Below are 13,141 nucleotides of genomic sequence, written 5' to 3' on the forward strand. Positions count from 1 at the left end.
TCGGAGAACTTGACGAAGGGGAAGTCCTTCTTGCCATCGACCTTGATCAGCGCGAGATCGGTTTTCGGATCGGTGCCGACCACCTTCGCGGTGTAACTCGTCCCGTCATCCATGGTGACCTGCACGGACTCGGCGTGGTCGACGACGTGGTTGTTGGTCACGGCATAGCCGTCGGCTGAGATGAAGAAACCGGAGCCTTCGCCCGTGACCATCTGGTGACGCTGGCGCGGCATACCGTTCATGCCCCCCGGGCCGCGGGAGCCGAACTGCCGCGAAAACTGGTCGAACGGGGAGTCCTCGTCCGAATCCATCCGGTTCTGTTGCAGCATCGCGCTCTTGTCGTTGTCCTGGTCGATCTTGACTCGCACCGAGATGACGGCCGGTTTGACCCTGGCGACGAGGTCGCCGAAGCCCGGCGGAGTCGCAGCGCCTTCCGCGGCCTGGGCCGGCGCGATGAAGGAGGTTATGCCGAGCGGCGAAGCGCCGGGAGAAGCAGCCAGCACGGCCACGCCAAGCGCGGCCACGGTGCCAAGCAGCGCGAGCCGGCGCGGCTTCAAGATCGTGCGGGACGTGGTGATGTCGGAATTGACGCGGTCATTCATGTCGAAATGTCCATGTTGGGTCAGGTGTCGCCTTGCACGCAACATGGCCGCTCGCACCTTACGGTGTCCCGTCCACGCGATTAAATCTTGGCAAAGGTGGTGCGGTCGGCGCCGCGGCCGGACATCACGGCTGCACATTTGATGCAGCTCAACGCCGCCCTCCCGCGCGGTGAAAGACTGCGGCCACCGAACGATGTCCATCGGAGGCGCACCATGTACAAGGATATTCTCGTCCACATCCCGACCGAGCGCCCGATGCGTCCGGTGATCGACGGCTCGATCTCGCTCGCAGCGCATTTCAACGCCCATCTCGACGCGGCCGCGGTCGGCTATGTCGCAGCCAGTGCAGCTTATGTCATGGACGGCGGGGCCGCCGTGGCGGCCGTGTTCGAACTGGAACGCGAGCGCGCAGTTGAGCGGGCCGAGACTGCGCTCGCAGTGTTCGGAAGCGAGGCGGCGAACGCCGGCATTTCCTACACATGCCACCCGCTCGGCGCGATCCCGGTGGATGCGGCCAGATCACTCGGCGAGATGGCGCGGCTGCACGACCTCAGCATCGTGCTTCAGCCGGATCCCGCGCAAAGCTCGTTCGACAACGACGTGCCCGGCGAGATCCTGTTCCAGGCGGGCGGCCCGGTGCTGTTCCTGCCGTACACTTTCCGAGGAGCCTTCAAGGCGAGGCGGATCGGCATCTGCTGGGACGGCAGCCGGCTCGCCGCCCGCGCGATGCGCGACGCGGCACCGTTCCTGGCGCGCGCCGAAGAGATCGTGATCATCACGATCAACGAAGCCGACGTGGTGCCCGGCGAAGTGTCGGCAAGCAATCTGGCACGACATCTCGGCCGGCGCGGGCTCTCGACCCGCACGGACGGCCTGTCAGCCACCCGCTCCGAGATCCAGCCGACCATCCTGTCGCTGGCGGCCTACGAGAGCCTCGATCTCCTGGTGATGGGCGGCTACGGCCATTCGCGATTGCAGGAGCGCGTTCTCGGCGGCGTCACCCGCGCCATGCTGGAAGCCATGACCGTGCCGACGCTGATGTCGCACTGACCGAAGCTGGCCCGGCGCTCTCACGCCGCAGCGGGGGTCTCCCATCCAGCGGTTGCGGTGGCGTTCTCGTCGCGTTGCACATTGCACGCATCGAAATGCGCCTTGAGTGCGAGCTCGGCGAGATATTCAAAATGTTCGGCCTGGCCGAGGAGTTCCCAGTTCTGGAGCGGCCGGTAGGCCGCCTGCTGGCGACAGAGGGACGCCAGCGCACGGTAGCGACGTACGTTCTCCATGAGAATCTCCCTCTCGGTCACACCCGGCTTATTTCTCCGGTTTGCGTCAGGGGCATTGCACTTGTGCGAAACTTTTTCTGCGCAACGCCGTCGGTCTCGGGAATGTTAACGTGTGCYGCAACGCGGCCGCTTTGCTTTGGCGCAAACTTTACAAATGTTTGGCGATGGATCTCAGCAGCGTACCGCTCAACGCCGAACCAGCCACAAAGTTACGGCATGTGTGAGGCAAAGCACAGCCCGACGTCCCTGTCGCGCGTATAATTTTTTTCGTATGGCCGCAAACAAGGTAACGGCGGTACACCACGGCTACGCTATCAACGCAGCCTGCGACTTTGGAGCCGTGCGGGCATGGAACCGGCGGCTCATTTCGTTTCGGGCGGCGACTAGGCGTAGAGGCGGCGCTCCACGGTCACGCCGACCAGGTCGAGATAGCGCTCGATCAGGTCGGGTCGGCCGACGAGATAGCCCTGCATCTGCTCGCAGGCCTCGTGCGCCAGGAAGGCACGCTGCGCCTCCGTCTCCACCCCTTCAGCGATGACCGGGATATTCAGCGCGTGCGCGAGGCTGAGGACGGCGCGGACGATCTCGGCCGATTGCGGCGTCGCCTCGAGGTTGGAGATGAAGCTGCGGTCGATCTTGATCTTGTCGAACGGAAACGACTGGAGATAGGACAGCGAGGAGTAGCCGGTGCCGAAATCGTCCATCGCAATGCGGATGCCGAGTGCCTTCAATCGCCGCAGCAGATTGAGCGCGCGGGTAAAATCGCCGATCAGCACGCCCTCGGTGATCTCGACCTCGAGCCGCGTCGGCGTAAGCCCCGTCTCCAGCAGAACCTGGTGGATCGAGCGTTCGAGGTCGCCGGCCTGGAACTGGACCGGCGACAAATTGACCGCGACCTGCAACGGCCGTGGCCAGGATGCCGCCTCGCGGCATGCTTCGCGCAGAACCCATTCGCCGATCTGGATGATCAGCCCGTTCTCCTCGGCAAGTGGAATGAATTGGTCTGGCGGCACGAAGCCCCGCGTCGGGTGATTCCAGCGCAGCAGCGCCTCGAAGCCGATGACCTCGCCATCCATCCGCGCCTGCGGCTGGAAGTAGACGAGGAACTGGTTCTGCTCCAGCGCCTGTCGCAGATCGTGCTGCAACAGCCTGCGATCACGCAGCTCCTGGTCCGTCTCGGATTCGAAGAAGCAGACCCGGGCCCTGCCCTCGCGCTTGGCGCGATAGAGCGCGGAATCGGCGTTGGCAAGCAGCGTCGCGGGATCCACGCCGTCATCGGGGTAGACGGCGATGCCGACGCTGACGCCCACCTGGGAGAGATAGTCGTCGACCTCGAGCTCCTTGCGGATCACCTCGACCAGGCGCTCGGCCAGCGTCAGCACGTCCTCGCGGCGCGCGTTGTCGGGCATCAGGATCATGAACTCGTCGCCGCCGATGCGGGCGACGAAGGCGCCGTCGGCTTCCGCGGCAAGACGATCCGCCGCCGCCCGCATCAGCATGTCGCCGACGGGGTGCCCTAACACGTCGTTGACCTCCTTGAAGCGGTCGAGATCGAGGCTGAGCACTGCAAAGCCGGTCGAAGCCTCCTGCGCCCGCTCCAGCCGCTCGTCCAGCTCCGCGTTGAAGGCGCTGCGGTTCGGCAGGTCGGTCATGGCATCATGATGGGCAAGATGACTGATGCGCTCATGGTTCGTGACGCGCTCGGTGACATCCTCGATCACGCCGACCAGATATTGCGGATCGCCGGCGCCGTCCCTGATCAGCATCTTGCGCGAATTGACGACGCGGTCGTGGCCCTTGACGCCGACCTCGAGCAGGTGTTCCTCGAGGAACATCGGCATTCCACTGGCGACGACCCTGCGGTCCTGCTCGTTGACCACGCGGGCAACGTCCGCCGGAAAAATCTCCTCGGGAGTCCTGCCCAGCATCTGTTCGCGGGGCAGGCCGTAATAGTCCTCGCCGGCTCGGTTGAGCAGAATGTAGCGGGAATCCTTCGCGCACTTTGCGAACACGGCAATCGGGATATTCTCGACGATCGTATCGAGGAACTCGCGGGTCCGGAGCAACTCCTCTTCGACCTGATCGTGCGTCTGGGCGCGCGCGTCGGCGATCCGCTGGCGATCGCGGTCGTTTGCCTCGTAGGCCGCGCTGACGAGTTCGCCCAACTTGTCGAGATCGACCCATCCGGTCGCTTCGGTGGGCACAGCGAAGCTGCTCAGCGAACAAGCGATGCATGCTCATGCCACCCCAACTGGCCGAGTGCAGGCCTCATGCCCGCAGATATCTCGCGTTCCTGAACCGCAGATTGAGACTCTTAGCATTGCGCGGGCGTTAATCGAACGTTCGCCGCGGACGCGGTGGTTACCCCGGCCTGAAGGAATCCGATCGCCTTGTGAGGCAAGTTCCGTGGAACCCCGGAGCAAAGTGGCACGCGTTGGCACAAGCGACACCCGGGTGCACGGCTCCCGTAGTCTACCGGAGACGCGCGCTTTCGCCGACGCGCAGCGGCTGCGCGGAATTATCCTGCGATTGAGGAACCCGGCCGGCCTCGGCGGCGATGCGAATAGCTGCAATATTGCCGGCATAGTCGGCGCTGCTCTTGCCGCGGAACACCGCGGAACCCGCCACGAGCGTATCGGCACCCGCGGCGGCCACAGCAGCAGCGTTGTCGCGCGTGATGCCGCCATCGACCTCGAGCCGGATCGGCCGGTCGCCGATCATGGTTCGAATGCGCCTGATCTTGTCGAGCTGGGATTCGAGGAAGGACTGGCCGCCGAAGCCCGGATTGACCGTCATCACCAGCACCAGATCGACGCGATCGAGCACATATTCGATCGCGCCTTCCGATGTCGCCGGGCACAGGCTGACACCGGCCTTCTTCCCGAGCGCGCGGATCGCCTGCAACGTGCGATCGAGATGCGGTCCCGCTTCGGCATGCACGGTGATGACATCGGCCCCGGCCTTCGCGAACGCCTCGAGATAAGGGTCGACCGGCGCGATCATCAGATGCACGTCGAAGATCTTCTTCGTCACCGGCCGGATCGCCTTGATGACATCGGCGCCGAAGCTGATGTTCGGGACGAAATGTCCGTCCATGACGTCGCAATGGATCCAGTCCGCGCCGGCCGCGTCGATGGCTGCGATCTCCTCCCCGAGACGGGCGAAGTCCGCAGCCAGGATCGAGGGAGCGATAAGGATCTCGCTGGTCATGGCTTTGCACTCCGCACGTCGGCCCCGCCGCTGAAGACGCGGCTTGCCAGCACGTCCACGGGATCGATGGTCTCGAGGTCGGTAATTTCGAGCATCCGGTCGAGATCGGACACCAGCCGATCGGCCTGCCGCAAGCGGATGCGGTCGACGGCATTGCGGATCGAGCGCGCGTTGGAGAAGAACGGCTGGGTCCGCCGCAGCGCGATGTATCTTTCAAACGCCTCGCGCGCGGCCGCCGAGAAGCGATAGCCGCGCTCCTTCAGCATCAGCTCGGCAATGACGAGCAGCTCGGCTTCCGCATAGTCCGGAAACTCGATGTGGTGGGCGATGCGCGAACGGAAGCCGGGATTGGAAGCGAAGAAGCTGGTCATTCGCTCGCCATAACCGGCGAGGATCACGACGAGATCCTCGCGCTGGTTCTCCATCACCTGAAGCAGGATCTCGATCGCCTCCTGGCCGTAGTCGCGCTCATTGTCCGGCCGGTGCAGATAATAGGCCTCGTCGATGAACAGCACGCCGCCCATCGCCTTCTTCAAGATCTCCTTCGTCTTCGGCGCGGTGTGGCCGATATACTGGCCGACGAGGTCGTCACGCGTCACGGAGATCACCTGACCGCGCCGCACGAAACCGAGCCCGTGCAGGATCTTCGCCATGCGCAGCGCCACGGTGGTCTTGCCGGTGCCGGGATTGCCCGTGAACGACATGTGCAGCGTCGGCGGCGCGGAGGCGAGGCCCGCACGCTGCCGGATGCGCTCGATCAGCAGGAGCGAGGCAATCTGGCGTACGCGGTTCTTGACCGGCCGGAGGCCAACCAGCTCCTGCTCGAGCTGCTGCAGCGTATCCGTGATCCCGGCCGCTTCGGCTTCCTTGCGGAGATCGAAATTGGTCTCGCCGCCTTCGGCGGTCGTCGCATGGGGCACGTCAAGCATCGGCACCTCGAAGAAAAAAGCTTCGCCGCGGGGGGGAAGCGGCGAAGCAGTGGTCCGCCAAGGATACGGAGCAGGGAGAGCTCCGCGCGGAAACGGATGACTAGGACACGTGTGCAGGCGTCTTTCGCACGGTGGTGTAGCGGATCGCGCGCCCCCCCACTTCCTGGCGCACCAGCTCGAATTCCGCTTCCTGCGGCGGCCGGTTGACGAGGAACGAGATTCGCACCGACTCCCAGCCATGGCTGGAATCGAAGCCGCTGATACGGATGTATCGGTCGCCGTACACCCTGCGGCATTGGGCGAGCTCCATCATCACGCCGGCGGCGTCCTGAAGGTCGAACATCGGCAGGCCCCACATCTCCCAATAGGTGTTGCGGGGGTGCGGATCGTCGGTGAACTCGATATTCACCGCCCAGCCGTTTGCGAGGCAATACTGCACCTGCTTGGCGATCTGATCGTCGGTGAGGTCGGGCAGGAACGAAAAGCAGCCCTGGGTGAGTTTCATGTTGCGTCTCCTCAAACGGTTTCGAGCGCAGTCGGCACGAAGTCCGGCGTGTCGGTGGATTGATAGTTGAAGGTGACGTCCTTCCAGACTTCGAGCGCCGCCTTCAGCGGCGTGCAAGTCTCGGCCGCCCTGGCCAGGATCTCCGGCCCTTCATGGACGTAGTCGCGGCCCTCGTTGCGGGCGAGGATCATCGCCTCCAGCGCCACGCGGTTGGCGATCGCGCCCGCCGCGATGCCCATGGGATGGCCGATCGTGCCGCCGCCGAATTGCAGCACGACGTCTTCGCCCAGGAGATCGAGCAGCTGGTGCATCTGGCCGGCATGGATGCCGCCGGAGGCCACCGGCATCATCTTATTCAGGCTCGCCCAGGACTGGTCGAAGAACAAGCCATGCTCGAGCTTGGTCGGGTTGAAATCCTCGCGGCAGACATCGTAATAGCCGCGCGTGGTGTTCGGATCGCCTTCGAGCTTGCCGACCACCGTGCCGGCATGGATGTGATCGACGCCGGCAAGCCGCATCCATTTGGCGATGACGCGGAACGACACGCCGTGGCTCTTCTGCCGCGTATAGGTCGAGTGACCGGCGCGATGCAGATGCAGGATCATGTCGTTGCGCCGGGCCCATTTCGCCATCGACTGGATCGCGGTGTAGCCGATCACGAGGTCGATCATGACGATGCACGATCCGAGCTCCTTGGCGAATTCCGCGCGCTCGTACATGTCCTCCATCGTGCCCGCGGTGATGTTCAGGTACGTGCCTTTCACCTCGCCGGAAGCGGCCTGCGCACGGTTCACCGCCTCCATGCAATAGAGGAAGCGATCGCGCCAATGCATGAAGGGCTGCGAGTTGATGTTCTCGTCGTCCTTGGTGAAGTCGAGCCCGCCCTTCAGCGCCTCGTAGACCACGCGGCCGTAATTGCGCCCCGAAAGCCCGAGCTTCGGCTTCACGGTTGCGCCCAGCAGCGGCCGGCCGAACTTGTCGAGCCGCTCGCGCTCGACCACGATGCCGGTCGCCGGTCCCTGAAACGTCTTCACATAGGCGACGGGGAAACGCATGTCCTCGAGCCGCAGCGCCTTCAGCGGCTTGAAGCCGAACACGTTGCCGATGATCGAGGCCGAGAGGTTGGCGATCGAGCCCGGCTCGAACAGGTCGAGATCGTAGGCGATGTAGGCGAAATACGAGCCCGGCGTGCCCGGCACCGGATCGACGCGATAGCATTTCGCGCGATATTTTTCGGCGGCCGTCAGCCGGTCGGTCCACACCACCGTCCAGGTCGCGGTCGAGGACTCGCCGGCAACCGCAGCGGACGCCTCGATCGGATCGACGCCTTCCTGCGGCGTGACGCGGAACAGCGCGATGACGTCGGTGTCCTTTGGCGTGTAATCGGGCTCCCAATAGCCCATGCGCTTGTATTCCATGACGCCCGAGCGATAGCGCTCCTTGCCGCGAACCGTGCCGGTATGTGCATTCATGACTCTCTCCTGTTCTTCTCTCTGAATGACTAGGCGGCGACCGACTCTCGGGCGTCGACGCGCGGATCGAGCTCGCCGGCGCGATAACGCCGCGCCATCTCGCTCAGGGGAACGACCTTGATCCTGCTCGCGTGGCCCGCGGTGCCGAACTGTTCGAAGCGCTCGCGGCAGAGCTCGCGCATCGCGTCCATCGCCGGCTTGAGGAATTTGCGCGGATCGAACTCGGAGCGTGTCTGCGCGGCCACTTTCCGGAACACCGCGGTCATCGCCAGACGGCAGTCGGTGTCGATATTGACCTTGCGCACGCCGCTCTTGATGCCGCGCACGATCTCTTCCACCGGCACGCCCCAGGTCTGCGGCATCTCGCCGCCGAACTGGTTGAACATGTCCTGGAGCGGCTGCGGCACCGAGGACGAGCCGTGCATGACGAGATGCGTGTTCGGCAGCCGGCGGTGAATCTCCTCAACCACCCGCATCGCCAGGATATCGCCATCGGGCTTGCGGCTGAACTTGTAGGCGCCGTGCGAGGTGCCCATTGCAATGGCCAGCGCATCGACTTTCGTCGCGCGAACGAAATCGACGGCCTGGTCGGGATCGGTCAGCAGCTGGTCGTGGCTGACCTTGCCCTCGACGCCATGACCGTCCTCCTGCTCGCCGCCGCCATGTTCGAGCGAGCCGAGCACGCCGAGCTCGCCTTCGACCGAAGCGCCGACCCAATGGGCGAGATCGACGACGCGGCGGGTGATCGCGACGTTGTAGTCGTAATCGGCCGCGGTCTTGGCGTCGGCTTTCAGCGATCCGTCCATCATCACCGAGGTGAAACCGTGCGCGATGGCGGACGCGCAGGTCGCCTCGTCATTGCCGTGGTCCTGGTGCATGCAGAGCGGGATGTCGGGATAAGTCCGCTCCAGCGCGTCGATCATGTGGGACAGCATGAGATCGCCGGCATAGCTGCGCGCGCCGCGCGAGGCCTGGATGATCACGGGCGCATCGACCTCGGCGGCCGCCTGCATGATCGCGATCCCCTGCTCCATGTTGTTGATGTTGAATGCCGGCACCGCGTAGCCGTGGCTGGCGGCGTGATCGAGCAGTTGGCGAAGGGTGATACGGGCCAAGGGTCGTCCTCCTTATTGGCTCTTGCGGGCGATCGCCCGGCGGGCGGCTTCCGCGATGTTTTGCGGCGTGATGCCGAATTCGCGATACAGCACCGACGCCGGCGCCGAAGCGCCGAAGCCGCGCATGCCGACGAATTCACCGTCGGCGCCGATCCAGCGCGGCCAATCGCCGGGCACGGCCGCCTCGATCCCGACACGCGGCGCGGTGCCGAGCACGGTGGCGCGGTAATCCTCCGGCTGCTCCTCGAAGAGCGCGAAGCAGGGCGCCGAGACCACGGCCGCTCGGATGTGCTCGGTCGCGAGCAGGCGGGCGGCTTCCAGCGCGATCGAGACTTCCGAACCGGTCGCCATCAACGTCACATCGCGGCCGCCATCCGGCGAGACCACGAGATAGGCACCGCGCGCGACACGGTTTCTGCCGCGCGCATCACTGCGGAACGTCGGCAAGGCTTGCCGCGACAGGCAGAGCACGGAGGGACGATGCTCCGCCGCAAGGGCGCAGTCCCAGGCCTCCAGCGTCTCTACCGCGTCGGCGGGGCGGAACACCAGGAGGTTCGGGATCACGCGCAACGCGGCGAGATGCTCGACCGGCTGGTGCGTCGGGCCGTCCTCTCCGAGACCGATGGAGTCGTGCGTCATCACGTGGATGACGCGCAGCCGCATCAAGGCCGCAAGGCGGATCGCCGGCCGGCTGTAGTCGGAGAACGCGAGGAACGTGCCGCCATAGGGAATGAAGCCGCCGTGCAGCGCGAGGCCGTTCATCGCGGCGGCCATGCCGTGCTCGCGAATGCCGTAGTGGATGTAGTCGCCGGCGAACGCCCCGCTCTTGACGGGAGTTTGCGCCCTGGCATGAGTCAGGTTCGAATGCGTCAGGTCCGCAGAGCCACCGACGAGGCCCGGAATTGTCCCGGCGATGCCGTCCAGCACCTGTTGCGAGGCCTGCCGCGTCGCGAGCTTCGGCCGCTCGCTCGCAAAGCGCTCGCGCAATTTCGCCGCGGCCAGCGCATAGGCGGCCGGCAGGGCGACGACCCTGCCTTCGACGAACAGGTCGCGCTGCTCGGGCGAAGCACTTTCATAGCGATCGAGCCAGGCGAGACGCTCGACCTGTCCCCGCTGCCCGATCATGCGCCACGCCTTGAGGATCGGGATCGGCACCACGAAGGGCTGATAATCCCAGCCGAGCGTCCGGCGCGCCGCAGCGGTCTGCTCGGTGCCGAGCGGCGCGCCATGCGCCTTCTCTGTGCCCTGCCGGTCCGGCGCGCCATAACCGATGACGGTGCGGCAGGCGATCAGCGACGGCTTTGTGGTTTCGCGCTCTTCGGCAATCGCCTGCGCAACCGCTTCGGGATCGTGCCCATCGACGCGGCGCACCGACCAGCCGGAGGCGGCGAAGCGCGCGAGCTGGTCGTCCGATGTCGCAAGCGACGTCGGTCCGTCGATAGAGATGCCGTTGTCGTCGAACAGCACGATCAGGCGGCCGAGCTGGAGATGGCCGGCGAGCGAGATCGCCTCCTGGCTGATGCCTTCCATTAAGCAGCCGTCGCCCGCGATGACATACGTGAAGTGGTCGACGAGCCCATCGCCATGCCGCGCATTGGCCATGCGCTCGGCGAGCGCCATGCCGACGGCCGTGGCAATCCCCTGCCCCAGCGGCCCCGTCGTGGTCTCGACCCCTGGCGTATGGCCGTATTCGGGATGGCCCGGTGTCTTCGAGCCCCATTGCCGGAAGGCCTTGATGTCATCGAGGCTGACGGCGCCGCCGGTGAGATGGAGCAGTGCATAGAGCAGCATCGAGCCGTGGCCCGCGGAAAGCACGAAGCGATCGCGATCCGGCCAGTTCGGGTGCGCCGAGTCGAACTTCAGGAAGCGCGAGAACAGCACGGTCGCGACATCGGCCATGCCCATGGGCAGGCCGGGATGGCCGGACTGCGATGTCTCGATGGCATCGACCGCGAGGAAGCGGACGGCGTTGGCGAGATCGTTATGCGCGACAGCCGTGAGGTCGGCTTCGGCATGGACGGAGATGTTCATCGCATTCTCTCCTTGTTCACTTCAGGTTTCGCTTGCGCTCGATGAGCTGCATGATCAGCGGCGTCAGGATCAGCTGCATCGCGAGGTCCAGCTTGGCGCCGGGGCACACGATCGAATTCGCGCGCGACATCCAGCTGTGGGGCAGCATCGAGAGCAGATACGGGAAGTCGATGCCGCGCGGGTTCTTGAAGCGGATCACGACCATCGATTCGTCAGGCGTCGGGATCCAGCGCGCGATGAACGGATTGGAAGTGTCCACCGTCGGCACGCGCTGGAAATTGATGTCGGTCTCGGTGAATTGCGGACAGATGTAGTGGATGTAGTCAGGCATCCGCCGCAGAATGGTGTCGGTGACGGCTTCGGTCGAATAGCCCCGCGCGCTGCGGTCGCGGTGCAGCTTCTGGATCCATTCGAGATTGATGACGGGCACGACGCCGATCTTCAGGTCGGCGTAGCGCGCAACGTTGACCTTGTCGGTGACGACGGCGCCGTGCAGGCCTTCGTAGAACAGCAGGTCCGAATTCTCCGGCAGCCGCTCCCATTCCGTGAAGGTGCCGGGAGGCGCACCGTGCAGCGCGGATTCCTCGGCATCGTGCACATAGTGTCGCGTCACCGCCGTGCCGGTCTCGCCGTAGTCGCGGAAGGCACGCTCCAGCTCCTCGAACAGGTTGGTCTCGGGGCTGAAATGGCTGAAATGCCTGTTGCCGCGCTCGGCCTCCTTCGCCATCTGCGTGCGCATCTCGGCGCGGTCATAGCGATGGAAGGCGTCGCCCTCGATGTAGACGGCGTTGACCTTCTCGCGGAAGAAGATCTGCTCGAACGTCTTCTTGACCGAGGTCGTGCCGGCGCCGGAGGAGCCGGTGATGGAGATGATCGGATGCTTCCTGGACATGTGTCCCTCCTCACAGCCGGAAGAAGCCGCGCCGCGCGAACAGCGGCGCTGAGACGCTGGCAACCAGCAGCGGATCGCAATGCAATTCTTCGACGCGCCGCACCTCGTTGCTCGAGCCCATGATCAGCGGCACGCGCTGGTGCAGGCTTTGCGCAGACAAATCGAGGATGCGCTCGCGTCCGGTCGAGGCCGAGCCGCCGGCCTGCTCGATGATGTAAGCCATCGGATGCGCCTCGTAGGTGAGGCGCAGGCGGCCGTCGCCATAGCCGGGCCGTGCGTCCGAGGGATAGAGGAACACGCCGCCGCGGGTGAGGATGCGATAGGTCTCGGCGACCAGCGAGCCGATCCAGCGCATGTTGAAATCGTGATTGGCGAGGCCTTCGACGCCGGCAAGGCACTCGTCGATGAAGGCGCGCACCGGAGGATCCCAATGCCGGCGATTGGACGCATTGATCGCGAACTCCTCGCCCGCTTCTGAGATCTGCACGGCGCTGCGCGCGAGACGGAAGCAGCCGGATTTGCGGTCGAGCGTGAAGATGTCGACGCCGTCGCCGAGCGTCAGCACCAGCGAGGTCTGCGGACCGTAGGTGACGAAGCCCGCCGCGAGCTGCGCCGAGCCGCGCTGATGGAAGGCGAGCGCGAGATCGTCGGGCGCGGGCAGGATCGAGAAGATCGTGCCGACGGTCATGTTGATGTCGATGTTGGAGGAGCCGTCGAGCGGATCGATCGCGACGCAGATCCTGGCCGCGCGATCGACGATCTGCGGCTCGCGCATCTCCTCCGACGCCAGCGCTGCGATCGGCAGCTTGCCGAGACAGCGGCGCAGGATCGCATCCGCCTGGACGTCGAGATCCCGCTGGACGTCGCCGTCGCTGTTGCGGCTCGTGGTCAGGCCCGAGGCGTCCGCGAGATCGCCGGTGCCGATGAGGTCGGCGATCTCGATCGCCGCCGCCGCGATGGCATCGACTGCGGTCGCCACCGCCAGCGCGTGGGGCGCGGTCTCCGAGTACCGTTGAAGGTGGTCGTCCAGCCTGAGTTGCCCGGTCATCTGCGTCCATCCCCTGGCCGGCGCCGCATCCATTTCCCTCCACGGTGGAGGCAG

Annotated in this window: 12 protein-coding genes; 1 reads left to right on the forward strand and 11 read right to left on the reverse strand. The window is 65.2% G+C overall.

Going from position 1 to position 13,141, the window contains the following annotated elements; genetic code table 11:
* Positions 1-602 (reverse strand): trypsin-like peptidase domain-containing protein (locus tag AC1D00_RS07610; RefSeq protein ID WP_477010234.1); only part of this gene is annotated, 602 nt, incomplete at its 3' end.
* Positions 603-815: 213 nt separating this feature from the next.
* On the opposite strand from AC1D00_RS07610, the gene AC1D00_RS07615 reads away from it, so the two are divergent.
* Positions 816-1,652: a universal stress protein gene (locus AC1D00_RS07615; RefSeq protein ID WP_477010235.1), complete on the forward strand. Its 837-nt coding sequence runs from the start codon at positions 816-818 to the stop codon at positions 1,650-1,652.
* 20 nt (positions 1,653-1,672) lie between these two features.
* Here the strand turns inward: AC1D00_RS07615 and AC1D00_RS07620 are convergent, their stop codons facing one another.
* From AC1D00_RS07620 to AC1D00_RS07665, 10 genes are all read right to left on the reverse strand, one after another.
* On the reverse strand, positions 1,673-1,885 hold the full coding sequence (locus AC1D00_RS07620; protein ID WP_027546244.1) for a hypothetical protein: 213 nt from the start codon (positions 1,883-1,885) through the stop codon (positions 1,673-1,675).
* A 383-nt stretch (positions 1,886-2,268) separates the two neighbouring features.
* Complete coding sequence (locus AC1D00_RS07625) at positions 2,269-4,089, reverse strand: putative bifunctional diguanylate cyclase/phosphodiesterase (protein ID WP_477010236.1); 1,821 nt, start codon at positions 4,087-4,089, stop codon at positions 2,269-2,271.
* Positions 4,090-4,357: 268 nt separating this feature from the next.
* On the reverse strand, positions 4,358-5,095 hold the full coding sequence (gene rpe / locus AC1D00_RS07630; RefSeq protein ID WP_477010237.1) for a ribulose-phosphate 3-epimerase: 738 nt from the start codon (positions 5,093-5,095) through the stop codon (positions 4,358-4,360).
* Entirely contained in the window at positions 5,092-6,024 is a 933-nt protein-coding gene (gene cbbX, locus AC1D00_RS07635) for a CbbX protein (protein ID WP_477010238.1), read from the reverse strand. The genes rpe and cbbX overlap by 4 nt, the downstream gene beginning before the upstream one ends.
* A 100-nt stretch (positions 6,025-6,124) precedes the next feature.
* Positions 6,125-6,529, reverse strand: coding sequence for a ribulose bisphosphate carboxylase small subunit (locus AC1D00_RS07640; RefSeq protein ID WP_404558339.1), 405 nt, complete (start codon positions 6,527-6,529; stop codon positions 6,125-6,127).
* 11 nt (positions 6,530-6,540) lie between these two features.
* The gene (locus AC1D00_RS07645; protein ID WP_027546249.1) at positions 6,541-8,001 is read right to left on the reverse strand and encodes a form I ribulose bisphosphate carboxylase large subunit; all 1,461 of its coding nucleotides are present in this window, start codon (positions 7,999-8,001) and stop codon (positions 6,541-6,543) included.
* Positions 8,002-8,030: 29 nt separating this feature from the next.
* Complete coding sequence (fba, locus tag AC1D00_RS07650; protein ID WP_477010239.1) at positions 8,031-9,116, reverse strand: class II fructose-bisphosphate aldolase; 1,086 nt, start codon at positions 9,114-9,116, stop codon at positions 8,031-8,033.
* Between the two features lie 12 nt (positions 9,117-9,128).
* Positions 9,129-11,147, reverse strand: a complete 2,019-nt coding sequence (gene tkt / locus AC1D00_RS07655) for a transketolase (RefSeq protein WP_477010240.1) — start codon at positions 11,145-11,147, stop codon at positions 9,129-9,131.
* Between the two features lie 16 nt (positions 11,148-11,163).
* Entirely contained in the window at positions 11,164-12,039 is an 876-nt protein-coding gene (locus tag AC1D00_RS07660; protein ID WP_027546252.1) for a phosphoribulokinase, read from the reverse strand.
* 10 nt (positions 12,040-12,049) lie between these two features.
* Positions 12,050-13,087 carry a class 1 fructose-bisphosphatase gene (locus AC1D00_RS07665; protein ID WP_135177430.1) on the reverse strand — a complete coding sequence of 346 codons (1,038 nt, stop codon included), beginning with the start codon at positions 13,085-13,087 and terminating at the stop codon, positions 12,050-12,052.
* Positions 13,088-13,141: the final 54 nt, after the last annotated feature.

It is taken from the genome of Bradyrhizobium sp. P2_E8 (genome assembly GCF_056403875.1).